We start from the raw sequence: 25,487 nt of genomic DNA, 5'->3' as shown, positions 1-25,487 counted from the left end.
GGCCGACGGGTGACGGCCCGGCGGCCAACCGACGGGGGCACGGTTTGTGGGGGACGTGATGGACTTCGGCATGCAGGGCCCCGAGGCCCCGGCCGACCTCGCCTGGTTGCGAGGCGTGGACGCCTACACGATGGGCGCTTATCCGCAGGCCGAGGAGGAGTTCCGCACCGCGGTGCGGATGGATCCCGGGATGGCCGACGGCTGGCTCGGCCTGCACGCGCTGCGCGTGGACACGACGACCGCGCTGCTGCGGATGTTCCGGCACCGGGACCGCTTCGGGGAACAGCGCGCCCGGCACCGGCGCACCCTCAACTCCTGGTACTGGCTCGGCTGGTGGGTGCAGCCGGTGCTGGAGAGCCCGCGCGATCTGCTGCTCGCGCACGCCTCGCACTGGCTGGACGGGCGGCATGTGCCGGAGCTGGACCGGGCCCTCGCCGGTCTGCCGCCGGTGGACGCCGATGCCCAGGTCCGCTTCCTGCACGCCTGCCGTGCCTATCTGGTCAAGGACTGGGAACAGCTCGTCCGGCACACCGACCCGCTGCTCGACGACCCGATGCTCGGCATCGAGGCCGGGCTGTTCGGCGGGATGGCCCGGGTCCGCCTGGAGATGTACGGCCAGGCCGAGCCGCTGCTCTCCGCGGCCCTGATGCGCTGCCGCAGCGAGCAGCCGCAGCGCAAGGAGTTGCGGTACTGGCTGGCACGCGCCCATGAGGGCACCGGCCGGTCGGCGGCCGCGCTGCCGCTGTACCGGGCCGTGCACCGCGTGGACGCCGCCTTCATGGACACCTCGGCCCGGCTCGCCGCGATAGCCGAGGGCGACGGGTACGACGAGGCCGGCGATCTGGCGCCGATCACGCTCACCGGGCTCGGCCAGGACTCCGTGGACGGACCCGACACGCTCGATCCGCTCTTCGGCGAGGGCCGGGACCTCAAGCTCTCCGGGCCTGAACTGGCGTCCTCCGGCCCGCTGCCGCCGGTGCCCGATCCGGCCGTGCGTGAGCGGGTGAACCTTCCCGGCCAGCCGCCGCCCGCGGGACCGACCGATCCGGCGTTACTCGAGGAGGCGCTCGCCGAACTCGAGCGCATGGTGGGCCTGGAGCCGGTCAAGCGCCAGGTCAAGGCGTTGTCGGCGCAATTGAACATGGCCCGGTTGCGGGCGGGGCAGGGGCTGCCGGTCCAGCCGCCCAAACGGCACTTCGTCTTCTCCGGGCCCTCCGGCACCGGCAAGACCACGGTTGCGCGCATCCTGGGCCGCGTGTTCTACGCCCTCGGACTGCTCGGCGGCGACCATCTCGTGGAGGCGCAGCGGGCGGATCTGGTCGGTGAGTATCTCGGGCAGACAGCCGTGAAGGCCAACGAGCTGATCGACTCCGCGCTCGGCGGTGTGCTCTTCGTCGACGAGGCGTATTCGCTGTCCAACTCCGGCTACGGCAAGGGGGACGCGTACGGCGACGAGGCGCTTCAGGTGCTGCTGAAGCGGGCGGAGGACAACCGGGACCACCTGGTCGTGATCCTGGCCGGGTACCCCGAGGGCATGGATCGGCTGCTGGCCGCCAACCCCGGGCTGTCCTCCCGCTTCACCACTCGCGTGGACTTTCCCTCGTACCGGCCCCTGGAGCTCACCTCCATCGGCGAGGTGCTCGCCGGGGAGAACGGTGATGTGTGGGACGAGGAGGCGTTGGACGAACTGCGGTCCATCGCCGGGCATGTGGTCGACCAGGGGTGGATCGACGAGCTGGGCAATGGGCGGTTCCTGCGGACGCTGTACGAGAAGAGCTGCGCGTATCGGGATCTGCGGCTGTCGACTTATCCCGGGACGTTGACTCGGGACGACTTGTCGACACTTCGGTTGCCGGATCTGATGCAGGCGTATGGGGAAGTCCTGTCGGGTCGGGGACCTCAGGATCCGCCGGGGATGTGAGGCGCGCCCACGCGCCCCCGGAGGGGCGCGTGGTGCCCATGCTCAGCTGGCCAGGGCCTGCTTCGGCAGAGCCCTGTGGGCGGGGTCCGTCACCTCGCCCACCAGCAGTTCCAGTACGTCCTCCAGGGCGACCAGGCCCAGGACCTTGCCCGAGGCGTCCGCTACCTGCGCCAGATGCGTTGCCGCTCGGCGCATCACCGTGAGGGCGTCGTCCAGGGGGAGTTCCGGCCTCAGCGTGGTCATCGGGCGCCAGACCTGCTGGGGTACCGCGCGTTCCGAGTCCTCCAGGTCCAGTACGTCCTTCACGTGCAGGTAGCCCATGAAGGCGCCCGTCTCGGCCACCACCGGGAAGCGGGAGTAGCCGGTGCGGGCGGTGAGGTCGACGATCTGGCCCGGAGTGACCGAGGGCGGGACCGTCACCAGGGACTCCCGGCGCAGCAGGACGTCCGTGACCGGACGGGAGCCCAGTTCCAGGGCGTCCTCCAGGCGTTCCTGTTCCTCGGGGTCCAGCAGGCCCGCCTGGCCCGCGTCCTCCACCAGCCGGTTGAGCTGCTCGCTGGTGAAGACCGCCTCGACCTCGTCCTTGGGCTCGACCCGGAAGAGCCGCAGGATGCCCTGGGCGCAGGCGCCGAGGGCGACGGTGAGGGGACGGCAGAGGCGGGCGAAGGCGACCAGGCCGGGGCTGAGCCACAGCGCGGCCTTCTCCGGCGCGGCCATCGCGAGGTTCTTCGGGACCATCTCGCCGATGACGAGGTGGAAGAAGACGACCGTGGCGAGGGCGATGACGTAGCCCAGCGGGTGGATCATCGCGTGCGGAAGGTGGATCCACTCGAAGAGCGGTTCCAGGATGTGCGCGACCGTCGGCTCGGCGACCGCGCCCAGGGTCAGTGAGCAGATCGTGATGCCGAACTGGGCCGCCGCCATCATCTGCGGCAGGTGTTCCAGGCCGTACAGGACCTGTCGGGCGCGGGCCGTGCCGAGCGGTTCGATCTGGCTGCGGCGGACCGAGACCAGCGCGAACTCGGCGCCGACGAAGAAGCCGTTGGCGAGCACCAGCAGCGCGGCGAAGAGAAGTTGGAGCACGCTCATCGGGCCGCCTCCACCACGGGGGCGGTGCGAACGAGGCGTACCCGCTCGGCGCGGTAGTGGCCGACCTGGCGCACCGACAGCCGCCAGCCGGGCAGTTCGGCCTTGTCGCCGGGGACCGGGATCCGGCCGAGCAGATCGGCGACCAGACCGGCGACGGTTTCGTACGGGCCCTCGGGCACGTCGAGTCCTATGCGCAGGAGGATGTCGACCCGGCAGCTGCCGTCGGCGTCCCAGGCGGGCCTGCCGTCCTCGGCGGGGGCCGAGGCGAGTTCGGGGAGATCCTTGGCGTCGTGCTCGTCGCGGACCTCGCCGACGATCTCCTCGACGATGTCCTCCAGGGTGACCACGCCCGCGGTGCCGCCGTACTCGTCGACGACGACCGCGATGGGCTGTTCGCTGCGCAGCCGGGCCAGCAGCGGCCGTACCGGCAGGGTCTCGGGGACCAGCAGGGCGGGGCGGGCGATGCGGCCGACGGGAGTGCGCAGCCGATCGGCGGCGGGGACGGCGAGCGCGTCCTTGAGGTGGACCATGCCGACGACCTCGTCGATCCGCTCCCGGTAGACGGGGAAGCGGGACAGTCCGGTGGCGCGGGTCAGGTTCACGACGTCCTCGGCGGTCGCCGACGACTGGAGCGCGCTGACCTTCACGCGCGGGGTCATCACGTGCTGCGCGGTCAGCTCGCCGAGCGACAGGGTCCGCACGAACAGGTCCGCGGTGTCCTGCTCCAGGGTGCCGGCCTGGGCGGAGTGGCGGGCCAGGGAGACGAGTTCACCGGGGGTGCGGGCGGAGGCCAGCTCGTCGGTGGGCTCGATGCCGAGCGCGCGGACGAGCCGGTTGGCGACGGCGTTCAGCGTGGCGATGACCGGCCGGAAGACGCGCGCGAAGAGGTGCTGCGGGCCCGCGACGAACCGCGCGACCTGGAGCGGACGGGACACCGCCCAGTTCTTGGGCACGAGTTCGCCGATCACCATCTGCACGGCCGAGGCCATCAGCATGCCGACGATGACGGCGACCCCGGAGACGGCGCCCTCGGGGATGCCGAGCGCGGTGATCGGGCCGTGCAGCAGCTCGGCGAGCGCGGGTTCGGCAAGCATGCCGACCACGAGGGAGGTGATGGTGATGCCGAGCTGGGTGCCGGAGAGCTGGAAGGAGAGTTCCTTCAGCGATTCGACGACCGTACGGGCGCGGCGGTCACCCTCGGCGGCGGCCTTCTCGGCCTCCGGGCGCTCGACCGTCACCAGGCCGAACTCAGCCGCCACGAAGAAGCCGTTGGCGAGGATCAGCAGGAATGCCGCGGCAAGCAGCAGCAGGGGGATGGTCATGCCGCCGCCTCGGTATGTCGGGAGGGGGCGGCGCAGGTACTACAGGACGATCCGTCCATCGCTGGAGGGAGTCACTCCTCGGGTAGCAGGAAACCGCTGAGGCTCAGGGAGAGCGTCAGCGGCGGAGGCGCCGGGAAAACGCCTCCGCCAACAGATTAATCAAGACAGGGCTGTCTACGGCAGATCCCTTGTGCCGCGGGCCTCCACGAGCGCCCGCAGCGCGCGGGCGTCGGCGATGGCCTGCTGCTTGGCGATGCCGGGCTGGATGCCCAGGGCGGGCAGGCTGGTGCCGTCGCTGAGGTTGAGGAAGACCCAGGGGTCGCCGGGCCGGAGGTTCACCTGGATGATCTCGGCCCAGTCCAGCCGCCGCCTGCTGGCGATGTTCACCACGGTCACACCGGAGTCGTCGGCGACGACCTTGACCCGGGCGAGCATCGCGAGGACGCCGAACATCAGCGCGCCGGTGAGGATGAAGCTCAGGCGCTCACCGGGGCCGAGCTTCTCCAGCAGCAGGGCCACCGCGCTGATCACCACGAAGATGGCGACACCGGCGGTGAGCAGCACGGCGCGGGTGCGGCCCGGCCGGAAAGTGACGGGAAGGGCGGGGAGTTCGGACATGACGTACGGCTCTCAGAGACGGCAGGCGTGGATGGCCGTCGTCAGGATGGCCCGCGCGCCGATGTCGTACAGGTCGTCCATGATCCGCTGGGCTTCCTTGGCGGGGACCATCGCGCGGACGGCGACCCAGCCCTCGTTGTGCAGCGGGGAGACGGTCGGGGACTCCAGGCCCGGGGTGAGCGCGACGGCCTTCTCCAGCTGCTCGACCCGGCAGTCGTAGTCCATCATCACGTACGTCCGGGCCACCAGGACGCCCTGGAGGCGGCGCAGGAACTGCTGCACCTTGGGGTCATCGGCGTCGGCGCCGGTACGGCGGATGACGGCGGCCTCGGACTTCATGATCGGCTCGCCGAAGACCTCAAGACCGGCGTTGCGCAGCGAGGTGCCGGTCTCGACGACATCGGCGATGACCTCGGCGACACCGAGCTCGATGGCCGTCTCGACGGCGCCGTCGAGGTGGACGACGGAGGCCTCGATGCCGTGCTCGGCGAGGTGGCCCTCGACGATGCCCTCGTAGGAGGTGGCGACGGTCTTGCCCTTGAGGTCCTCGATGCCGTTCGCGGTGCCGGGCTTGGCGGCGAAGCGGAAGGTGGAGCGGGCGAAGCCGAGCGGGAGGATCTCCTCGGCGTCGGCACCGGAGTCGATCAGCAGATCGCGGCCGGTGATGCCGATGTCGAGGCGGCCGGAGGAGACGTAGATCGCGATGTCGCGGGGGCGGAGGTAGAAGAACTCGACCTCGTTCTCCGGGTCGACGATGCGCAGTTCCTTGGACTCCCGGCGCTGCTGGTAGCCGGCCTCATGCAGCATCTCCGCCGCAGGGCCTGACAGGGAACCCTTGTTGGGGACGGCGATGCGCAGCATGAGGTCGGCTTCCTTTGTGTGAGATGCGTGAGATGTACGGGTGTGCGGCGGTGGCTCAGAGGTGGGCGTAGACGTCGTCCAGGGAGATCCCGCGGGCGACCATCATCACCTGGACGTGGTACAGCAGCTGCGAGATCTCCTCGGCTGCCGCGTCCTTGCCCTCGTACTCGGCGGCCATCCAGACCTCGGCGGCCTCTTCGACGACCTTCTTGCCGATGGCATGGACCCCTTTCCCGACCAGTTCGGCGGTGCGGGAGGTGGCGGGGTCGCCGGTGGCGGCCTTGTGCTGGAGCTCGGTGAAGAGCTCCTCGAACGTCTTCTTGGACATGGTGACGCTCAGCCTATGCCACATACCCGGTTCGTCAGCGCCAGGGTTCAGATACTGAACGCAGGGTGGCCGCGGTGGCGACCGCCGCGGTCACCGCCTCGTGCCCCTTGTCCTCGTTGGAACCGGGCAGCCCGGCCCGGTCCAGGGCCTGCTCCTCGGTGTCGCAGGTCAGCACGCCGAAGCCGATCGGGACCCGGGTCTCCACCGAGACCTGGGTCAGACCCTGGGTGACGCCCTGGCACACGTACTCGAAGTGCGGGGTGCCACCCCGGATGACGACGCCGAGGGCGACGACGGCGTCGTAGCCGCGGCCCGCGAGGACCTTGGCGACGACCGGGAGCTCCCAGCTGCCCGGGACCCTGAGCAGGGTCGGCTCGTCGATGCCGAGGTCGTGCAGGGCGCGCAGGGCGCCGTCCACCAGGCCGTCCATCACCTTTTCGTGCCACTGCGCCGCGACGACGGCGACCCGCAGATCGCCCACGCCCTGTACGGACAGTTCCGGTGCACCCTTGCCGCTCACGTCTCTCCTTGATGAGGTTTCTGCTACTGGTTGCCGCACGCGGAGACGGGGGCCGCCTCCAGCCAGGGCAGATCGTGTCCCATCCGGTCCCGCTTGGTGCGCAGGTACCGGAGGTTGTGCTCGCCCGCGGTGACGGGCATCGGCTCCCGGTCGGTGACCTCGATGCCGTGCTGGACGAGCGCGTCGGTCTTGTCGGGGTTGTTGGTCATCAGACGGACGCTCCTGACCCCGAGGTCCCGCAGGATCTGGGCGCCGGCCGCGTAGTCCCGGGCGTCGGCGGGCAGGCCGAGTTCCAGGTTGGCGTCCAGGGTGTCGCGGCCGCGCTCCTGGAGCTCGTAGGCGCGCAGCTTGGAGACCAGGCCGATACCGCGTCCCTCGTGGCCGCGGAGGTAGACCACGACGCCGCGGCCCTCGGTCTGGATGCGCTCCAGTGCGGCGTCGAGCTGGGGGCCGCAGTCGCAGCGCAGGGAGCCGAAGACATCGCCGGTGAGGCACTCGGAGTGGACGCGGACCACGACGTCCTTGCCGTCGCCGATCTCGCCGTGCACCAGGGCGACGTGCTCGACGCCGTCCACGGTGGAGCGGTAGCCGTAGGCGGTGAAGGTGCCGTGCACGGTCGGCAGGTGGACCTCGGCCTCGCGGCGGACGGTGGGCTCGGCGGAGCGGCGGTAGGCGATCAGGTCCTCGATGGAGATGATCGTCAGGCCGTGCTTGCGGGCGAACGGGATCAGCTCGGGCAGCCGCAGCATCCGGCCGTCCTCACCGGCGATCTCGACGATGGCGCCGGCCGGGCGCAGCCCCGCGAGGCGGGCCAGGTCGACGGCGGCCTCGGTGTGGCCGTTGCGGACCAGGACGCCGCCGGAGCGGGCGCGCAGCGGGAAGATGTGGCCGGGACGGACGAAGTCGTCGGACTGCGCCGTGCCACTGGCCAGCAACTGGAGCGTGGTCGCGCGGTCCGAGGCGGAGATGCCGGTGGTCACGCCGTGGGCGGGCGCGCCGTCCACGGTGACCGTGAACGCGGTCCGCATGGACTCGGTGTTGTTCTCCACCATCAGCGGGATGCCGAGCCGGTCCAGCTCCTCGCCCTCCATGGGGGCGCAGATCATGCCGCGGCACTCGCTCATCATGAACGCGACGATCTCGGGGGTCGCCTTCTCGGCGGCGATGACGAGGTCGCCCTCGTTCTCCCGGTCCTCGTCGTCGACGACCACGACCGGGCGGCCGGCCGCGATGTCGGCGATGGCCTGCTCGACAGGGTCGAGCGACCAGTTCTCGATGTTGTCGGTGCTGTACAGAACGGATGAGGTGCTCACGCGGGCGCTCCTTCCAGGACGGGCCGCGAGTCCCTGCGGGAGCGCAGCCACCAGTCGCGCATGCCCCACAGGACGAGTGCGCCGTAGATGACGTAGACGAAGCCGGAGAAGGCGTAGCCGTTCGCGAAGTTCAGCGGGACGCCGACGAGGTCGACGAGGAGCCAGGCGAACCAGAACTCGACCATGCCGCGCGCCTGGGCGTACATGGCGACGATCGTGCCGACGAAGATGTAGGCGTCCGGCCAAGGGTCCCAGGACAGGCTCGGGTACGCCTTGAAGAGCAGGGCCACCGCGACGGTGCCGACGGCGGCCGCCGCGATCATCGCGCCGCGCTCCGCCCAGGTGGCGAAGCGGACGGAGACCTTGCCGTCGGCGGCCTTGTCGGTGCCGCGGTTCCACTGGTACCAGCCGTACAGCGCGACGGCCATGACGACGGCCTGCTTGCCGGCGCTGCCGGTCAGATGGCCGTAGAAGGCGCCGAACAGGACGAGGCCGGAGAGGAACTGGACCGGCCAGGTCCACAGGGAGCGCCGGAAGCCCAGCGCGAGGGTGATGAGGCCCAGGATGTTGCCGACCATGTCCGACCAGATGATGTGCTGGTCGAACAGGACGAAGGCCTCGGAGTTGAGCCAGTTCACTTGGCTGCTCCCAGCAGCCGCTCGACGTACTTGGCGACGACGTCGACTTCCAGGTTGACCGGGTCGCCGGGCTGCTTGAGGCCGAGCGTGGTCAGGGCGAGGGTGGTGGGGATGAGGCTCACGGTGAAGTAGTCGGGGCCCGCGTCCACGACGGTCAGGCTGATGCCGTCGACGGTGATGGAGCCCTTCTCCACGACGTACCGGGCGAGGTCATCGGGGAGCGAGATCTTGATGATCTCCCAGTTGTCGGAGGGCTTGCGCTCCAGCACCGCGCCGGTGCCGTCGACATGTCCCTGCACGATGTGGCCGCCGAGGCGGGCGCCGACCGCGGTGGGGCGCTCCAGGTTGACGCGGGAGCCGATGTCGAGGGCGCCCAGGCTGGAGCGGTTGAGGGTCTCGGCCATGACGTCGGCGGTGAACTCGTCGCCCTCGTTGTCCACGACCGTGAGGCAGACGCCGTTCACCGCGATGGAGTCCCCGTGCTTGGCACCCTCGGTGACGACGGGGCCGCGCAGGCGGAAGCGACAGGCGTCACCGAGGTTCTCGACGGCGGTGATCTCGCCCAGCTCTTCGACGATTCCGGTGAACACTTCCCGGGTCCTCCTGCCTCATAGGGGCACGGACTCCGGGGCTGTCGATGACGACAGAGAACACGGACTGCGGCACCGGGAACGACGCCGGAAGGACCCGTCCCACGAGGGAACGAGCTCACATCGGCGGCGCGCACGAATGCCCGCCCGCCGCGCACTGCCTCCCATCCGGACTTTAACCGTCGGTCCAGGAATTTCACCTGGTCAACCGGCCGCTGGAAGCGGTCGGGTCGCGGACTGTAACCGCCGGTTCGGACTTTCACCGACCCCGGAGTGCGCTGCTTCTGGTACAGGGCCAGTGTGCCACGCCCGGCAGGCGTCCATGCGGGTGAGGGCTGTGGGGTGGCTCACAGGCCGTCCGCCTGGACTCCTTCGACGCTCCCTCAACGCTTCTTCAACCCTGAATTGGTCCATACCTATTGACGCATTGGTCTAGTCCTCCCTACTGTCTGGCCAACTTCCGTGGAGAGGAACCGACTTGCTGTCACCCAACCGAGCGAGAACCTCCCTGCTCGCGGGCGCCGCGGCCATCGCCGGGCTGCTGCTCGCCGGGCTCCCGGCCACCGTCTCGCACGCCGCCGACCAGGAGTCCTGCCGCCCTGACGGGCTCTACAAGACCCCCGGTGTGGACGTCCCGTACTGCTCGGTCTACGACGCCGAGGGCCGGGAGAAGATGGGCGCCGACCACCAGCGCCGGGTGATCGGCTACTTCACCGGTTGGCGCACCGGCAAGGACGGCACCCCCGCCTACCTCGCCCCGGACATCCCCTGGGACAAGGTCACCCACCTCAACTACGCCTTCGCGCACATCGACGGCTCGAACAAGATCTCCGTCGGCGCGGACAGCGCGACCAACGCGGCGACCGGGATGACCTGGCCGGGGGTGAACGGCGCGGAGATGGACCCGGGCTTCTCCTACAAGGGCCACTTCAATCTGCTCAACAAGTTCAAGAAGCAGCACCCGAACGTCAAGACGCTGATCTCGGTGGGCGGCTGGGCCGAGACCGGCGGCTATTTCGACGACAGCGGCACCCGCGTGAACTCGGGCGGCTTCTACTCGATGGCCACGAATGCCGACGGCTCGGTGAACCAGGCGGGCATCGACATCTTCGCGAATTCCGCCGTCGACTTCATCAGGAAGTACGGCTTCAACGGCGTCGACATCGATTACGAGTACCCGACGACCATGAAGGACGCGGGCAACCCTCTCGACTGGTCGATCTCCAACGCCCGCAGGGCCGGTCTGGTCAAGGGCTACGCGGTCTTGATGAAGACCCTGCGCGAGAAGCTCGACCGGGCGGGCGCGGCGGACGGCAAGCACTATCTGCTCTCGGTCGCGGCGCCGTCCTCCGGATATCTGCTGCGCGGCATGGAGACCTTCCAGGTGCAGAAGTACCTGGACTACGTCAACATAATGTCGTACGACCTCCATGGCGCCTGGAACGAGTACGTCGGCCCGAACGCCTCGCTCTTCGACGACGGCAAGGACGCCGAACTCGCCGCCGCGGGAGTGTATTCGGCCTCCCAGTACGGCGGAATCGGCTATCTGAACACCGACTGGGCCTATCACTACTTCCGCGGTTCGATGCCGGCCGGGCGCATCAACATCGGACTCCCCTACTACACAAGGGGATTCAAGAACGTCATCGGCGGGACCGACGGGCTGTGGGGCAAGGCCGCGACCACGAACTGTCCGGCCGGTTCCGGGCTGACCAAGTGCGGTGACGGCGCCACCGGTATCGACAACCTCTGGCACGACCTCGACACCAACGGCAAGGAGTCGCCCGCGGGTTCGAACCCGATGTGGCACGCCAAGAACCTGGAGAAGGGCGTCGTCGGGGACTACGTGACGAAGTACGGCTTCCCGGCCGACACCCGGCTGACCGGCAGCTACGCCCGCAAGTACGACTCCACGCTGGTCGCGCCGTGGCTGTGGAACGCCGAGAAGAAGGTCTTCCTGTCCACCGAGGACGAGCAGTCGGTGAACGCCAAGGCCGACTACGTGGTGGCCAACGGCATCGGCGGCACGATGGTCTGGGAGCTGGCCGGTGACTACGGCTGGAACGCGACGAAGGGGCAGTACGAGCCGGGTTCGACGCTGACCACAGCGATGTACGAGAAGTTCAAGTCCGCCTCCCCGTACGGCGCGACGGTCTCGAACAAGGCGCTGCCCACGCAGGCCGTCGACATCGGCGTGGAGTTCGGCGAGTTCAAGCTCGGTGACTCCAACTACCCGATCACGCCAAAGGTGAAGATCACTAACAACACCAAGTCGGCTCTGCCGGGCGGTACGGAGTTCCAGTTCGACTACTCGACCGCCGCACCCGCCAACGCCTCCGACCAGTCGGGCTTCGGCGCCAAGGTGATCAGCAGCGACCACACCGGTTCCAACGTGGGCGGGCTGAAGGGCGACTTCCACCGGGTCTCGCTGAAGCTGCCGAGCTGGCAGTCGCTGGCGCCCGGCGCGTCGGTGGAGCTGTCGTTCAACTACTACCTGCCGGTGTCCACGCCATGGAACTGGACGGTGAACATCAGCGGGACGACGTACTCCCTGGCCGGGAACCTGGGTCGCGGGACCACGCTGGTCGAGCCCGGATCGGGCGGCACCCCCACCCCGGACCCGACCGACCCGACGCCTACTCCGACTCCGACGCCCGGTGCCTGCACCGCGCCCGCCTGGAACTCCACGACGGAGTACGGCGGCGGCACTCAGGTCTCCCACAAGGGGCACTCGTGGAAGGCCAAGTGGTGGACGAAGGGCGAGGAGCCCGGAACCACCGGTGAATGGGGGGTGTGGCAGGACCTCGGCGCCTGCTGACCCCACGCGAGAACCGGCCCGGCGGCGGTGACGACGGCCCTTGCCCGCCGCCGGGCCTCCAACGCAGCGCGTCTGGCAGGGTGAACGGCATGACGACCGCGACCGCCGACGAGTTCGAGACCCACCGCCCCCGGCTGTTCGGCCTGGCCTATCGCATGCTGGGCTCGGCCCAGGAGGCCGAGGACGCCGTCCAGGACGCGTATCTGCGGTTCAGCGCCGCCGACCGTACGGAGATCGCGCGCCCGTCGGCCTGGCTGGCCAAGGTCGTCACCAACCTCTGTCTGTCCCGGCTGACCTCGGCGCGGGCGCGCCGGGAGGAGTACGTCGGGGAGTGGCTGCCGGAGCCGGTCCTGACCTCCGACGGCGCGCTCGGGCCGCTGGAGTCCGCCGAGCAGCGGGATTCGGTGTCGCTGGCGATGCTGGTGCTGCTGGAACGGCTCACTCCTACGGAGCGGGCCGTTTTCGTGCTGCGGGAGGCCTTCGCGTACGGCCACCGGGAGATCGCCGAGGCGCTGGAGCTGACCGAGGCCAACTGCCGTCAGCTGTACCGGCGAGCGGTGCGGCGGGTGGGCGAGCCGGAGTCCCGGTTCGAGGCGGAGCCGAAGCGGCGGGAGGAGCTGGTCGAGTCCTTCATCTCGGCGGCCCGGGAGGGCGATGTGGTCGCGCTGGAGAAGCTGCTGGCGGCCGATGTGACCTGGACCGGCGACGGGGGCGGCAAGGTCAGCGCGGCGCGGCGGCCGATCGAGGGCCGGGACCATGTGTTCCGGTTCCTGGTGGGGTCGCGGCGGACGTTCCTGGCCGGGGTGGAGTTCTCGGCGGTGGAAGTCAACGGGGCGATGGGCATGGCCGCGTGGTTGGACTCCACCTTGATCTCCGTCGTCGCCTTCGAGACGCGGGACGGAGTGATCACCCACGCGCGGGCCGTGGTGAATCCGGAGAAGCTGGGATTCGTGAGTCGTCAGCTGGCACGGGCGTAGTTGTTCCGATCCCTGTCACATTCCGACCGCTGTCACATTTCGCGGGTGTACCCGGTCTGAGCTGACGTAGGGGTCCCAGTCCGGGGCTCCGGACTGCGAAAGGACGAACGGCATGACCACGATCCTGGTGACCGGCGGTACCGGAACGCTCGGGCGGCTCGTCGCCGAGCGGTTGCGGGCGGACGGGCATGAGGTGCGGGTGCTCAGTCGGCATGCTCAGCCGTACGCCGTGGATCTTCGGGCGGGGGGTGCGGGGTTGGACGCGGCCGTGTCGGGGGTGGAGGTGATCGTGCACTGCGCGAGTTCGCCTCGGGGCGGGACGAGGAGGCGGCGCAGCATCTGATCGCCGCCGCGCGGAAGGCGGGGGTGGGGCATCTGGTCTTCATCTCGATCGTGGGGGTCGATCTGGTGCCGCTCGGCTACTACCGGAGCAAGCTCGCCGTGGAGCGGCTGGTGGAGGGGTCGGGGATCGGGTGGACGATCCTGCGGGCGACGCAGTTCCATGACCTGCTGGCCCAGGTGTTCGGCTCGTTGTCGAAGTCGCCGCTGATGTTGTTGCCGGCCGGGGTGCGGGATCAGCCGGTCGCTGTCGCGGAGGTGGCGGATCGGTTGACGGAGCTGGCCGCGGGGGCGCCAGCGGGGCGCGTCGAGGACGTGGCGGGGCCGGAAGTGCGGTCGTTCGAGTCTCTGGCCCGCGCGTATCTTCGGGCGACCGGTCGCCGGCGTCCCGTCCTGAACGTCCCGCTGACCGGAAAGACGTACCGAGCCTTCCGCGCGGGTGGGCATCTGGCGCCGGAGCGGGCGGTGGGGAAGGGAACGTTCGAGGAGTACCTGGCGGAGCGCTTCCGCGACTGACGGTCCCTTTTTCGCCCTCGCCGCCCCTACCCGTCCCATCCCAGGGGGCTCTGCCCCCTGGACCCCCGCTCCTCAAACGCCGACGGGGCTGGGTTTAGCCCGTCCGGCGTTTGAGGACGAGGCCCCTTCAGGGCCGATCGGGGGTCTGGGGGCGGCAGCCCCCAGGGGATGGGAATGGGTAGGGGCGGCGGGGGCGAAGGAAAAGACTGCTACACGCCCCGGTTCTGCCTCAGGCGTCAGGCCGACCCGAGCTGTGATAGCCGAACAGTTCCTCCTGCGCCCTCTCCCTCGCCGTCAGCAGCGCGCCCCGCAGCACCGCCTCGCCGCCCAGTTCGCTGGCCCGGACCTCCGTCGGGAGGGGGGACAGCGCTGCCAGGCGGGACTGGACCAGGGTGGCCAGGGGTTGCCCGCCTGCTCGGCCGATTTCGCCGGCCAGGACCACGCAGCCGGGGTCCAGGACGGAGGTGACGGCTGCGGCACCCAGGGCCAGGCGGTCGGCGAGGGTGTCGAGGAAAGCGGTGTGGGGTGGGAGGGACGGTTCAGCCGTCGCTGTTCGTACCAGGGCCGCTGCCCTCGGCTCGCCAGGCTCCGGAGTCGCCGTCACCCCATGCGTCGCCGCCAAGTCGGTGATTGCTGCCGCACACGCCAGGGAGTGGAAGCCGCCGCCGCAATCCGTGGCCGAGGGCAGCCCCGTGGTGCCCGGCACCGGCAGGAAGCCGATCTCGCCCGTGCCGCCCGACGCGCCCCGGCGAATGATGCCGTCCAGCATCACCGCCGCGCCCACGCCCACGCCCAGCCAGAGCAGCACGAAGGTGTCCCGGTCGCGGGCGGCGCCGTCGCGCTGCTCCGCCAGGGCCGCGAGGTTGGTCTCGTTCTCCACGCTGACGCGTGCTTCCGGCAGCCGTTCCTGGAGGGCCGCGACCAGGCGCCGGTGCCACTCGGGCAGGCCGGACGAGTTGCGCAGTTCGCCCGTGCCGGGGTCGATCAGGCCGGGCGCGCCGATGCCGACGGTGTGCGGCATGTCCACGCCCGCCTCCTTCACCGCCCGCTCCACCAGCGCCACCGCCTGCTCCACCGCGGGCCCGGTGCCCACCCCGGTGTCGATCGGCGCCGACGCCTCCGCCAGGACCCGCCCGAGCAAGTCGGACACGGTCACCGAGACGCCTTCGGTGCGCACGTCGAGCGCCGCGAGGTGGGCGCGGTCGGCGACGATGCCGTACACCTTGGCGTTCGGTCCGCGGCGTTGTTCGCCGGACTCCCCCACGACCTCGATCAGTCCGGCGGCGGTGAGGCGTTCGACGAGGTCGGCCACGCTCGGGCGGGACAGGCCGGTCAGTTCCTTCAGCCGTCCCGCCGTCAGCGGGCCCTCCTGCTGGAGCAGGCTCAGGGCCAGCCGGTCGTTGATGACCCTGGCGGTGCTGGGGGATGCGGGCATGCCGGGATCCTTCCAGATCAGCGGCGACGAGCGAGGAGCGGGCATTAATTCCCTATCTATCAGGCAGGGTTCCTGATAGTTTACGGCACCGGCATGACAAGGGAGGGGTTAGAGGATGAGTGACGTGGTCCCAGACGGACGCGAGGTGCGGCGGGCGCGCTATGCCGTGGCCGCCGTCTTCACCGTGCACGGCGCCGTGACCGGCTCGTTCGCCACCCGGGTGCCCTGGATCCAGGACCATGCCTCGGTGAGCGCGGGCCAATTGGGACTGGCGCTCGCCTTCCCCGCGCTCGGCGCCTCGCTGGCGATGCCGCTCGCCGGAGGCATCACCCACCGCTTCGGCGCCCGCAACGCCCTGCGCGCCCTGATCGCCCTGTGGACGCTCGCCCTGCTCCTGCCCTCCCTGGCCCCGAACCTCCTCACGCTCTGTCTGGCCCTGCTCCTCTTCGGTGCCACCGCCGGCATGGCGGACGTCGCGATGAACGCCCTCGGCGTGGAGGTGGAGAACCGGCTGGGCCAGTCGATCATGTCCGGCCTGCACGGCATGTGGAGCGCGGGCGCGGTCCTCGGCTCGCTCGGCGGCACGCTCGCCGCACAACTGGGCACCGACGCCCGGCTCCACCACGCGCTGGCGGCGGCCCTCCTCACCGTCCTCGGGGTGGCCGCGTGCGCCTGGGTGCTCGACCTCCAGCCGGCCCAGGACGAGGAACCGCCGCCCCGGTTCGCGCTGCCGCCCCGCTCGGCGCTGCTCATCGGCGCGGTCGGTTTCTGCGCGGTGTTCGCGGAGGGCGCGAGCCTGGACTGGTCCGCGGTCTATCTCCGCGACGAACTGGACAGTTCGGCCGGTCTGGCCGCCGCGTGCACCATGGGCTTCACGCTCACCATGGCCCTCGCCCGGATCGCGGGCGACAAGGTGGTGGACCGGTACGGCGCGGTGCGCACGGTCCGGTACGGCGGTGTCCTCGCCGCGGCCGGCGGGCTGCTGATCGTCCTCGCGGGCCATCCCGCGGTGGCGATGACCGGGTTCGGACTGATGGGCCTCGGCATCGCGGTGGTCGTACCGCTGTGCTTCGCCGCGGCGGGCCGCAGCGGCCCCAACCCCAGCCAGGCCATCGCGGGCGTCGCGACCATCACATACACCTCCGGGCTCATCGCGCCCGGCGCGATCGGCGGTCTCGCGCAACTGACCAGCCTGGTGGTGTCGTTCGCCCTGGTCACGCTGCTGGCGAGCGGTCTGGCCGGCTTCGCGGGCGTGCTGCGCACCGCGGAGCGCAAGCCCGCGACGGTCAGCAAACCGGACACGGCGGTCCCCGACCCCCGCCCCTGACACCCAAGCGGACGATCAGCATCCTCTTCCACCCCTGACAATGGTCCGGACACTCGCACGCACAACCGAAAGCGAAACCGCACCATGGATCTCGGCGTCCGCTGGAAACTTCACGGCGATGGGCGCACCCCGGCGCCCGGTGCGGTGGTCCGGCCCGATGAACGGCTCTCGTGGCCGCGCACCGCCGGGCTCGGCGCCCAGCACGTGGTGGCGATGTTCGGAGCGTCCTTCGTGGCCCCGGTCCTGATGGGCCTTGACCCCAACCTGGCGATCATGATGTCGGGCGTGGCGACGATCGTCTTCCTGCTCGCCACCCGCGGCCGGGTGCCCAGCTACCTGGGCTGCTCGCTGTCGTTCGTGGGCGTCGCCGCCGTCATCCGGGCCGACGGCGGCACCAGCGCCACCGTGACCGGCGCGGTCCTCGTCGTCGGTGTCGCGCTGTTCCTGGTGGGTGTCGCGGTCCAGAAGTTCGGGGCGCGGATCATCCACGCCGCGATGCCGCCGATCGTCACGGGCGGGGTCGTGATGCTGATCGGCTTCAACCTGGCCCCGGTCACCGCGACCACCTACTGGCCCCAGGACCAGTGGACGGCCCTGCTGGTCATGCTCTTCACCGGTCTCGCCGTGGTCTGTCTGCGCGGCTTCTGGTCCCGGATCGCGATCTTCCTCGGCCTGGTCTTCGGCTACGGCATCTCCTGGGCCTTCGACCGGATCTTCGGGCGGATCCACTCGGCCGACGCGAGCGGCAAGGTCACCGACCACTGGCGCCTGGACCTCTCCGCTGTCGGCCAGGCCGACTGGATCGGCCTGCCCACCCTCCACGGCCCGTCCTTCGAGTGGTCGGCGATCCTGGTCGCCCTGCCCGTAGTGATCGCCCTGGTCGCCGAGAACGCCGGGCACGTCAAGGCGGTCGGCGAGATGACCGGCGACGACCTCGACGACAAACTCGGCACCGCGATCTCCGCGGACGGCGTCGGCTCGGTGCTCTCCACCGCGGTCGGCGGCCCGCCCACCACCACCTACTCCGAGAACATCGGCGTGATGGCGGCGACCCGCGTCTACTCCACCGCCGCGTACTGGGCCGCCGCCTGCTTCGCCCTCCTGTTCGGCCTGTGCCCGAAGTTCGGCGCGGTCGTGGCCGCGATCCCGGGCGGTGTCCTCGGCGGCATCACCGTCATCCTGTACGGCATGATCGGCCTGCTCGGCGCGCAGATCTGGATCAACGCCGGGGTGGACCTGCGCAATCCGCTGAACCTGGTCCCGGCCGCGGCGGGCATCATCATCGGCGTCGGCAACGTGACCATGGAGTTCACCGACACCTTCGAGCTGAGCGGCATCGCCCTCGGAACGCTGGTCGTGATCACCGGCTACCACGCCCTGCGCGCCTTCGCCCCGGCCCATCTCAAGACCCAGCAGCCGCTCCTGGACGAGGGCACGTCCTCCTACGACGAGGCCAAGTCGTAGGCGTACGACGCGGAGAAGGTCCCCGGCGTCCCCTTGCACCCGTCGGACTCCCCCGGCAGCTTCACCCACAGATAGCCGTCGATGCGGGCCTCGCCGGTGCTGAGCGTCGGGGTCCGGCCCAGCGCCCGTCCGGCGGGGTCGCACCACTCGCCGTCGGCCGGGGCGCCGTTGCCGTTGCGGCTGGTGTCGATGACGGCGCCGAGGGAGGCGGGGCCGCCGAGGGCGTCGAGGACCTGTCGGTCGTAGGCGATCTCGGCGGCCGTGGTGTGGAAGTTGGAGACGTTGCTGAAGATCCCGTCGGAGGAGGCGGACGAGGCGGCGCCCGCCTGCTTCAGCCAGCCCGCCTGCTTGCCGGGGGCGTGCCAGCCGGAGTGCCCGGCGTCGTAGTAGACGCGGGCGTTGGGGTTGGCGTCCTTCAGGACGCGTCCGGCGCGGGCCAACGAGGCGAAGCGGTCGGCCCGTTGGCCTCCGGAAAGGCACTCGGACTGGGCTATGGAGTCGGGTTCGAGGACCACGATGACATCGCCGGAGCCGAGGCCTGCGGCGAAGCGGTCGATCCAGTCGTCGTAGGCGCCGAGGTCGGGCGCCCCGCCCTGGCTGGCCCCGCCGCAGTCGCGGTCCGGGATCGCGTACGCCACGACCACCGGGGTCCGGCCCTGGGCGGCGCCGCCCGAAGTGACCGCGCGGACCCGGGCGGTGATGGTGTCCGGGGTGAAGTCGGCGAACCACACGGCGGCGGGCTGGGCGGCGATCCGGGACTGGATGACGCCGTGCCGGGGATCGCCGGAGTTCGCGCCGACCCAGTCCAGCACCTGGGAATCGGGGTGCCGGTACAGCTGGGTGGAGACGGCGGTCGTGCGCCGCTCGGTCCTGGTGGGCGAGGGCGTCGGGCTCGCCTCCTTCTTCTTCGTCCTCTTCGGCGAGGGCTCGGCGGAGGGCGACCCGGACGTGGACGGGGACGGCGGTGGCTCGACCGGCAGGGTCTCAAGGCGCGGGGAGTAGGTCGTATCGGGGCGGGCCTCGTCGGAGCCGCCCCCTTCGTCGAACGCCGAGATCATCCCGGCCGCGGTCCCGACGGCGACCACGACGGACGCGGCCACCACCATGGCCCCCCGCCGCGCGGACCGTCGACGCGCGGACCTCCGTGCTGCCAGTCGCTGCGCACGTGAGCCAGCCACGACGCTCTTCCCCCTCCCCCAACGGCGGGTGCGTTCCCCCGTTCTGGGGAAGCGTCGGGCCCGCCGGTACTTCCGCCAGCCTAAAGCTGGGACTCTGCCCCCATGGCGCAATGCGAACAACTCACCTCACCCGTGGACTCGGTCATCCGCCGTATGCGCGCCCTCGACACGGAGCTGCCCGCCCGGGACGGCGTCGCCGTCTTCAACCGCGTCTACCTGGCGGTGACGGAGGCGGTGGACCGGTCCATCGACACCGGCCGGTTCGCCGACGCGCGGGCGGCGATCACGCTGGACGTGCGGTTCGCGGAGCGCTACCTCACAGCGGTCGACGCGGTCGCCGACGAGCGGCGTCCCCCGGCCTGTTGGCGGCCCCTGTTCCAGTTCCGCCGCCATCCCGGCGTACGACCGTTGCAGTTCGCGCTGGCGGGCATCAACGCGCACATCGGGCACGATCTGGCGCTCGCCCTCGTGGACGCCTGTCGTACGCTCGACTGCGAACCCGTCGAGCTGGAGGACGAGTTCGACCGCGTGGGTGATCTCCTCGTCTCGCTGGAGGAGCGCATCCGCGAGGATCTGATGCCGGGCCCCGACCTTTTGCAGATCGCCGACCCGCTCACCCATCTGCTCGGCTCATGGAGCCTGGAGCGGGCCCGGGACGCCACGTGGTCGGCAGCCCGGGCACTGTGGGCGCTGGGCCGACTCCCCGATCTGGCCGCGGAGTTCACCGAGCGCCTGGACGCGGCGGTGGGGTTCGCGAGCCGGATGCTGCTCACCCCGCTGCCGGACTGAATCAGTCCTCCGGCAGCTCCACCGGCGCGATCTCGTCGTACAGGTCGCCCGGACCGGGGTTGGTCGCGTCCGTCGAGCCGCCGAGGTGGTGCATGACGCCCCACACCGCGTTCAGCGCCGTCTGCACCGCGCCCTCGGCCCAGCCGGCCGTCCAGGAGATGTCGTCACCGGCGAGGAAGATGCCCCGCTTGTCCTCGGGCAGCCGGTCCTGCATGAAGTGCGTGAACAGGCGCCGCTGGTAGCGGTAGTGGCCGGGCAGGTTGGCCTTGAACGCGCCCATGAAGTAGGGCTCGTTCTCCCAGGACACGGTCACCGGGTTGCCGATGATGTGCTTGCGGATGTCGACCTTCGGATAGATCTCGCCGAGCGACTTCAGCATGACCTCCATCCGCTCCTGCGCGGACAGCGGCAGCCACTTCAGGCTGTCGTCGCACCAGGTGTAGGAGAGGCAGATGACGGCGGGCTTGTCCGGGCCGTCGTCGAGGAGGTAAGTGCCGCGCGTCATACGGTCGGTGAGCGTCATCGACATGACGTCCCGGCCGGTCTGCTCGTCCTTGTCCAGCCAGAACGGCCGGTCGACCGGGACGAACAGCTTCGAGGACTCCATGTAGTGGGTGCGCTCGATCGCGGTCCAGTGGTCGATCGGGAAGAGCGAGTCGTCGCAGTCGATCTTCGACAGCAGCATCCAGGACTGCGCGGTGAAGATCGCGGCCTGGTAGGTGCGGATGTCGCCGTCGGCGTCGGTCACCGTGATCCGGTTGCCCGCGGTGCGGTTGAGCCGGGTGACGGCCGGGCGGGGCGCGCCGTTCTCGTGCAGCGAGGCCAGCGAGGTGCCGTGGGCCCAGTGCACGATCTTCTCCGGCTCGCGCTCCCACAGGCGCAGCGGGAGCTGCTGGGAGCCGCCGACGATGCCGCGGTGGTGGTCGTCGGCCTCGGTGTAGACGACGCGGAGGATCTCCAGGATGGAGTTGGGGAAGTCGGTGTCCCAGCCGCCGGTGCCGAAGCCGACCTGGCCGAAGATCTCGCGGTGCCGAAAGGACTTGAAGGCCTCGGAGTCGCAGAGGAAGCCGTAGAAGGTCTGGTTGTCCAGCTTCTCGACGAGCTCGGCCCAGATCTCGCGGATGCGCGGGACGTCCCGCTCGCGCATGGCGCGGTTCATGTCGGAGAAGTCGGCGCCCTCGTCGAGGCACTTGTTCCAGGCCGCGGCGACGTCGCGGTAGACCTGCGGCAGGTCGTCGATGGTCTCGGCGTAGTGCGACTCGCCCTTGAGGTCGACGACGGTCGACGGGGTCGCCTCGGCCAGCGGGTTCGGGAACGGCGCGGTCTTCAGGCCGACCAGGTCGATGTAGTGCTGGAGGGCGGTGGAGGACGGCGGGAAGCGCATGGCGCCCATCTCGGCGGTCAGCCCCTCGGTCTCCGGGCCGTCGAAGCCGACGGTGCGCAGCCGGCCGCCGATCCGGTCGGCCTCGTAGACGACGGGCTTGAGGCCCATCTTCATCAGCTCGTACGCGGCCACGATGCCGGACAGACCGCCGCCGATCACCGCGATCTCGGTGCCGTGCTCGGTGGCGGGGATCTGGCCGAGGCCCGCCGGGTGGTCGAGGAAGTCGTCGTACGCGTACGGGAAGTCCGGACCGAACATGGTGATCGGCGGCTGCTGCTCGTCGGCGTGCTGGACGGCGTTGGGCACCGTGGACGTCATGGGGTACGGACTCCTTGCGAAAGCTGCGAAGCGTGGGGAGGGAGAGGAAGGGGCGAGGTTCAGACGAGGGACCCGTAGAGGCCGGGGCGGCGGTCCTCGAGGTACGGGTTGTTCTCTCGGGAGGCGGCGAGGAAGGCGGGGTCGGTGTCGGCGAACACCAGCTCCTCACCGCGTCCGGCGCGGGCGCGGGCGACGCCGTCGGGGCCGGCGAGGGTGGAGAGGCCGACGAACTCGAACTCCCCTTCCTGGCCGACGCGGTTGACGTACGCGACGTACATCTGGTTCTCGAAGGCGCGCACCGGGATCATCGACTCGGCGACGAACTGGAAGGGGTGCATCTGCGCCGTCGGCACGACGAGGAGGTCGGTGCCGGCCAGGGCGTGGGCCCTGACGTTCTCCGGGAACTCGACGTCGTAGCAGATCAGGATGCCGACGCGGAGCCCGTTGAGCTCCGCCTGAACCACCTGCCGCTCGCCCGGTGTGAAGTGGTCGCGCTCGAAGCAGCCGAAGAGGTGGGTCTTGCGGTAGTTCGCGAGGCGGGTGCCGTCGGCGGAGATCAGCTGGGCGGAGTTGTACACGGCCTCGCCGTCCCGCTCCGGGTAGGCGTATCCGACCGCGAGCCCGTGCCGGGAGGCGATCTCCGCGACCGCGTCCGCGCTGTCGCCGTCGGCGGGCTCGGCGAGCCGGGCGATGTCGTCGCCGATCGCGTACCCGGTCAGGAACATCTCCGGCGTGATCAGCAGCCCGGCACCCGCGGCGGCGGCCCGGCCCGCGGCCTCGTCGAGCACCTTGAGGTTCTCGGCAACGGAGCCGGGACGACCGGAGCTCTGGAGCAGGGCGGTGCGCATGCGTGTTCCTCACCGGGCGAAAGAGGGAGTTCGGGGACCTCTAAGACGGTACGGTCGGCGCGCTCGGGCGGACAAGAAGAAGCCGTTGCGCGCTCGTGCGCGGATTGTTGCGTGGAACGGGGGCCGGGCGGCGATTCGTTGCGCGGCCCCCGTTCACCCGTCAGGTCCGGGGCTTCCCGGCCAACGCTCTGATCACCGCCCCCACCAGGTACGGCAACGCGAACACCGCGAAGACGGTGCCGTGGGAGGCGTGGTCGCCCGCTGCCGCGTAGGCGGCGAAGACCAGGACCGTCACCAGCTCCGTGCCGAGGCCCGCGACCGAGGTCAGGGTGGCCCGGCCGCCCTCCTCGATGCGGTGCTGGAGGCGGACGTCGGCGAGGACGGTCGCCAGCTGGAAACCGGCGAAAGCCACGGCGACGAGGGCGAGCCCGGTCGGGGTGCGCAGGGCCGCGCCCGCCGCCAGGGCGAGTGCGGAGGCCGCGATCAGCCAGGTGAAGCCGGTCGTGCCGAGACGCTCGGCGGGCCCGGCGAGCAGACTGACGGCCGTCACGGTGGCCCAGATCCCCAGCAGCGCGTACGGCACCAGACCGTCGGGCACCCCGGTCTCCCGGACCAGCAGCGGCGAGTACTCGTCGAGCGCGCCCCAGACGCAGGCCACGGCCGGGACGAGCAGCAGCGCCCCGCGCAGCGACCGGTCCCGGCGCGCGGTGGCGAGCCCGGCGCGCAGGGTCGCCGCCCAGCCCTCGCCGTCGCCGGGTCGCCCCCGGTCGTCCGGGAACCGGGTCGCCGTCAGGGAGGCCAGCAGTCCGGCCGCGACGCTCGCCGCTCCCACGGCCGGATAGCCGCCGAGCGCGAACACCGGACCGGCCGCGGCCATCGCCGCCATCACGCCCAGCAGGCCCGCCGCCCGGGTCCGGCCCATGATCCGGGCGTAGCGGTCGGCGGCGCCGAGCCGGTCCAGTTCGTCGTAGACCAGGGCCTCCAGCGCGCCGGAGCACAGGGCGCCGCTGATGCCCCACAGGACGAAGCCGACCGCGAAGGCCCAGTACGTGGGCGCGATCACCCACAGGGCGAAGCCGGCCGCGCTGAGCAGCGGGCCCAGCCACAGCAGGACACGGCGGGAGACGGCGTCGGCCCAGGCGCCGGAGGGCACCTCGAGGACGACGCCGGTGATCGACCACAGCGCGAACAGCGAGGAGATCTGCCACAGCGAGAGGCCGCTGTCGGCGAAGAGCAGGGCGTACAGCGGGTAGAGCAGGACAAGGTCCTGGAGGAACGCGTAACCGTACAGCGTGGCCGTGAGCCGTCGGATTCCGGCGGTGGCGGGCACGCGCGCAGGTGAGAGTGTCATGAGGCCTTCCCGGAGGGGCGATGCGGACGCGAGAGGTACGGCGTCCGCGGCGGCCCTCGGGAGGCACGACGCGTCGTGGATCAATGTCGCCAGGTCATGGCATCGATGTTAGGCCGGTTCGGCGCTCCCGTGCAGCGCAAATACGGTGATCACGGCAGCGTGGTCGGAGGGCCACTCGTTGTCGCCGACCTCCGGCAGGGGCCGCGGGCTGCCGCTGACGTGGGTGCGGGAGGTCAGGACGGTCAGGCCCCGGTGCAGGACGAAGTCGATCCGGTCCTGGGGTTCGGGGTGGACCTCGACCGGCGACCAGGTATGCCCCGGATCCCGCTCCGGGTCGGGATGCGCCTCGCGATAGGAGTCCCGGAAGCCCGCCTCCTCGGCCGCCTTGGTGACCGGCCAGTCGACGCCGGGCCAGTCCAGATGGGACGGGCAGTTGAAGTCGCCCACCAGCACGACCGGCTCGACGTCCCCGATCCGGTCCAGGGCCTCGCGCATCTGCCCGAGCCGCACGCCTTCGTGCGCGGTCGGGTCGCCGTCGGTCACGTACGGCCCGTAGTTCTCGTAGTCGAGGTGTGCCGTCCAGATCTCGACCTGCCGGTCCCCCACCGCGATCCGGGCCCCGGCCGCCCCGTAGAACCCGACGTCCGGGTCGCCGAGCCCGGCCGTGATCGGGTACCGGCTGATGATCCCGAGGTTCTCCCCCGCCCGGTGGTGATACCAGCCGAGCGCCGCCGCGAGCTCCTCCGCGGCGCTGCCGAAGGTCTCCTGAAGGCCCACCACGTCGACCTCGGTCTCCGCGATGGCCTTGAGCTGCTTGGCCCGGTGGTCGCGCACCTTGGTGCCGCCGCACCAGAGGTTCCAGCTCATGACCCGCAGCTCGTACGGCAGCAGGGCGCGCAGCCGGTCCGGGGTGACGTCGGTCAGGCCGGACCGGACGGTGCGGCCGGGTGCCGCCTCGATCGGGGCGAGCGAGGGCACGGCGAGGACCGTGCAGCCCGCGGCCTCGGCGGAGCTGACGCCGGTCTGGGTGTCCTCGACGGCCACGCAGGCGGCGGGGTCGACGCCGAGGGCGCGGCAGGCGGCGAGGTAGGGGTCGGGGGCGGGCTTGGTGTGCTCGGTGTCGTCGGCGGTGACGGAGACCGCGAACCGTTCGGCGCCCAGCGCTTCGAGGACCGTGTCGGCGACGGCCCTCGGGGAGGCGGTGACCAGGGCGGTGGGTACGCCGTCGCGGGCGAGGGCGTCGAGCAGGTCGAGGGCGCCGGGGCGGGGCACGATCCCGGCGCGGACGCGGTCGGCGAACTCGCGGTGCAGCGCGGCGGCGAGTTCGGCGGCGGGGCGTCCGGTCGTGGCCGCGAGCCAGTCGGCGGTGTGCTCGACGGGCCGGCCGAGCACGTCGGGCTCGTCGGCCCCGGTGAGGGCCCGTCCGGCGACCTGCTCCACCGCCTCCCACCACAGGCGCTCGGTGTCCACCAGGGTGCCGTCCATGTCGAACAGCACGGCCTGGAGCGGGAGTCGGGTCATGTGGGTCTCTTTCATACGTCGG

21 protein-coding genes, 1 pseudogene and 1 riboswitch are annotated in these 25,487 nt (G+C 70.8%); of the genes and pseudogenes, 7 read left to right on the top strand and 15 right to left on the bottom strand.

The window, feature by feature from the left end:
- Window positions 1-58: 58 nt before the first annotated feature.
- A complete protein-coding gene (locus BN159_RS35475; protein ID WP_041820337.1) occupies window positions 59-1,921 on the top strand; it encodes an AAA family ATPase in 1,863 nt (620 codons plus the stop codon).
- A 42-nt stretch (window positions 1,922-1,963) separates the two neighbouring features.
- Here the strand turns inward: BN159_RS35475 and BN159_RS35470 are convergent, their stop codons facing one another.
- The 9 genes from BN159_RS35470 to BN159_RS35430 all read right to left on the bottom strand — a co-directional run bounded on the left by BN159_RS35470 (window position 1,964) and on the right by BN159_RS35430 (window position 9,200).
- Window positions 1,964-3,010, bottom strand: coding sequence for a hemolysin family protein (locus BN159_RS35470; RefSeq protein ID WP_015661860.1), 1,047 nt, complete (start codon window positions 3,008-3,010; stop codon window positions 1,964-1,966).
- Window positions 3,007-4,332 carry a hemolysin family protein gene (locus BN159_RS35465; protein WP_015661859.1) on the bottom strand — a complete coding sequence of 442 codons (1,326 nt, stop codon included), beginning with the start codon at window positions 4,330-4,332 and terminating at the stop codon, window positions 3,007-3,009. The genes BN159_RS35470 and BN159_RS35465 overlap by 4 nt, the downstream gene beginning before the upstream one ends.
- 174 nt (window positions 4,333-4,506) lie before the next feature.
- Complete coding sequence (locus BN159_RS35460) at window positions 4,507-4,950, bottom strand: PH domain-containing protein (RefSeq protein WP_015661858.1); 444 nt, start codon at window positions 4,948-4,950, stop codon at window positions 4,507-4,509.
- A 12-nt stretch (window positions 4,951-4,962) separates the two neighbouring features.
- On the bottom strand, window positions 4,963-5,811 hold the full coding sequence (hisG, locus tag BN159_RS35455; RefSeq protein ID WP_015661857.1) for an ATP phosphoribosyltransferase: 849 nt from the start codon (window positions 5,809-5,811) through the stop codon (window positions 4,963-4,965).
- Between the two features lie 55 nt (window positions 5,812-5,866).
- Entirely contained in the window at window positions 5,867-6,139 is a 273-nt protein-coding gene (locus tag BN159_RS35450; RefSeq protein ID WP_015661856.1) for a phosphoribosyl-ATP diphosphatase, read from the bottom strand.
- Between the two features lie 34 nt (window positions 6,140-6,173).
- Complete coding sequence (gene ribH / locus BN159_RS35445) at window positions 6,174-6,659, bottom strand: 6,7-dimethyl-8-ribityllumazine synthase (protein WP_015661855.1); 486 nt, start codon at window positions 6,657-6,659, stop codon at window positions 6,174-6,176.
- A gap of 23 nt (window positions 6,660-6,682) precedes the next feature.
- A complete protein-coding gene (locus BN159_RS35440) occupies window positions 6,683-7,972 on the bottom strand; it encodes a bifunctional 3,4-dihydroxy-2-butanone-4-phosphate synthase/GTP cyclohydrolase II (protein ID WP_015661854.1) in 1,290 nt (429 codons plus the stop codon).
- Window positions 7,969-8,610 carry a nicotinamide riboside transporter PnuC gene (gene pnuC, locus BN159_RS35435; protein WP_015661853.1) on the bottom strand — a complete coding sequence of 214 codons (642 nt, stop codon included), beginning with the start codon at window positions 8,608-8,610 and terminating at the stop codon, window positions 7,969-7,971. Before pnuC ends, BN159_RS35440 begins: the two co-directional genes overlap by 4 nt.
- Window positions 8,607-9,200 carry a riboflavin synthase gene (locus BN159_RS35430; protein WP_015661852.1) on the bottom strand — a complete coding sequence of 198 codons (594 nt, stop codon included), beginning with the start codon at window positions 9,198-9,200 and terminating at the stop codon, window positions 8,607-8,609. Before BN159_RS35430 ends, pnuC begins: the two co-directional genes overlap by 4 nt.
- 150 nt (window positions 9,201-9,350) lie before the next feature.
- A riboswitch (FMN riboswitch) is annotated at window positions 9,351-9,481 on the bottom strand.
- Window positions 9,482-9,678: 197 nt separating this feature from the next.
- On the opposite strand from BN159_RS35430, the gene BN159_RS35425 reads away from it, so the two are divergent.
- The 3 genes and pseudogenes from BN159_RS35425 to BN159_RS35415 all read left to right on the top strand — a co-directional run bounded on the left by BN159_RS35425 (window position 9,679) and on the right by BN159_RS35415 (window position 13,850).
- On the top strand, window positions 9,679-12,018 hold the full coding sequence (locus BN159_RS35425) for a chitinase C-terminal domain-containing protein (RefSeq protein ID WP_015661851.1): 2,340 nt from the start codon (window positions 9,679-9,681) through the stop codon (window positions 12,016-12,018).
- An 89-nt stretch (window positions 12,019-12,107) separates the two neighbouring features.
- Complete coding sequence (locus BN159_RS35420; RefSeq protein ID WP_015661850.1) at window positions 12,108-12,995, top strand: RNA polymerase sigma-70 factor; 888 nt, start codon at window positions 12,108-12,110, stop codon at window positions 12,993-12,995.
- A gap of 112 nt (window positions 12,996-13,107) precedes the next feature.
- Window positions 13,108-13,850 (top strand): annotated as a pseudogene (locus BN159_RS35415) (SDR family oxidoreductase).
- A gap of 229 nt (window positions 13,851-14,079) precedes the next feature.
- Here BN159_RS35415 and BN159_RS35410 read toward each other — a convergent pair.
- The gene (locus tag BN159_RS35410; RefSeq protein ID WP_015661847.1) at window positions 14,080-15,285 is read right to left on the bottom strand and encodes an ROK family transcriptional regulator; all 1,206 of its coding nucleotides are present in this window, start codon (window positions 15,283-15,285) and stop codon (window positions 14,080-14,082) included.
- Window positions 15,286-15,400: 115 nt separating this feature from the next.
- On the opposite strand from BN159_RS35410, the gene BN159_RS35405 reads away from it, so the two are divergent.
- Together BN159_RS35405 and BN159_RS35400 are read left to right on the top strand one after the other, a co-directional pair.
- Window positions 15,401-16,612, top strand: a complete 1,212-nt coding sequence (locus tag BN159_RS35405; protein WP_015661846.1) for an MFS transporter — start codon at window positions 15,401-15,403, stop codon at window positions 16,610-16,612.
- 84 nt (window positions 16,613-16,696) lie between these two features.
- Complete coding sequence (locus BN159_RS35400; protein ID WP_015661845.1) at window positions 16,697-18,076, top strand: uracil-xanthine permease family protein; 1,380 nt, start codon at window positions 16,697-16,699, stop codon at window positions 18,074-18,076.
- On the opposite strand, the gene BN159_RS35395 is transcribed toward BN159_RS35400, so the two are convergent.
- Window positions 18,055-19,182, bottom strand: coding sequence for a glycoside hydrolase family 6 protein (locus BN159_RS35395; RefSeq protein ID WP_015661844.1), 1,128 nt, complete (start codon window positions 19,180-19,182; stop codon window positions 18,055-18,057). The two genes, BN159_RS35400 and BN159_RS35395, sit on opposite strands and share 22 nt — an antisense overlap.
- 174 nt (window positions 19,183-19,356) lie before the next feature.
- Here BN159_RS35395 and BN159_RS35390 point away from each other — a divergent pair, with 174 nt between their 5' ends.
- Window positions 19,357-20,043 (top strand): DUF5995 family protein, encoded by a 687-nt coding sequence (locus tag BN159_RS35390; protein WP_015661843.1) that lies wholly within the window; start codon window positions 19,357-19,359, stop codon window positions 20,041-20,043.
- A 1-nt stretch (window position 20,044) separates the two neighbouring features.
- Here BN159_RS35390 and BN159_RS35385 read toward each other — a convergent pair whose 3' ends face one another.
- The 4 genes from BN159_RS35385 to BN159_RS35370 form a co-directional block, all read right to left on the bottom strand.
- Window positions 20,045-21,745, bottom strand: coding sequence for a flavin monoamine oxidase family protein (locus BN159_RS35385; RefSeq protein WP_015661842.1), 1,701 nt, complete (start codon window positions 21,743-21,745; stop codon window positions 20,045-20,047).
- 59 nt (window positions 21,746-21,804) lie between these two features.
- Window positions 21,805-22,593 (bottom strand): carbon-nitrogen hydrolase family protein, encoded by a 789-nt coding sequence (locus BN159_RS35380; RefSeq protein WP_015661841.1) that lies wholly within the window; start codon window positions 22,591-22,593, stop codon window positions 21,805-21,807.
- 160 nt (window positions 22,594-22,753) lie between these two features.
- Window positions 22,754-23,944, bottom strand: coding sequence for an MFS transporter (locus tag BN159_RS35375; RefSeq protein WP_015661840.1), 1,191 nt, complete (start codon window positions 23,942-23,944; stop codon window positions 22,754-22,756).
- A gap of 108 nt (window positions 23,945-24,052) precedes the next feature.
- Window positions 24,053-25,465, bottom strand: a complete 1,413-nt coding sequence (locus tag BN159_RS35370) for an HAD-IA family hydrolase (RefSeq protein ID WP_041822115.1) — start codon at window positions 25,463-25,465, stop codon at window positions 24,053-24,055.
- Between the last annotated feature and the right edge of the window lie 22 nt (window positions 25,466-25,487).

It is taken from the genome of Streptomyces davaonensis JCM 4913, from assembly GCF_000349325.1.
GTDB lineage: Bacteria > Actinomycetota > Actinomycetes > Streptomycetales > Streptomycetaceae > Streptomyces > Streptomyces davaonensis.
Note: the sequence above shows the minus strand (reverse complement) of the source record. Positions and strands in the feature narration are given on the sequence as shown.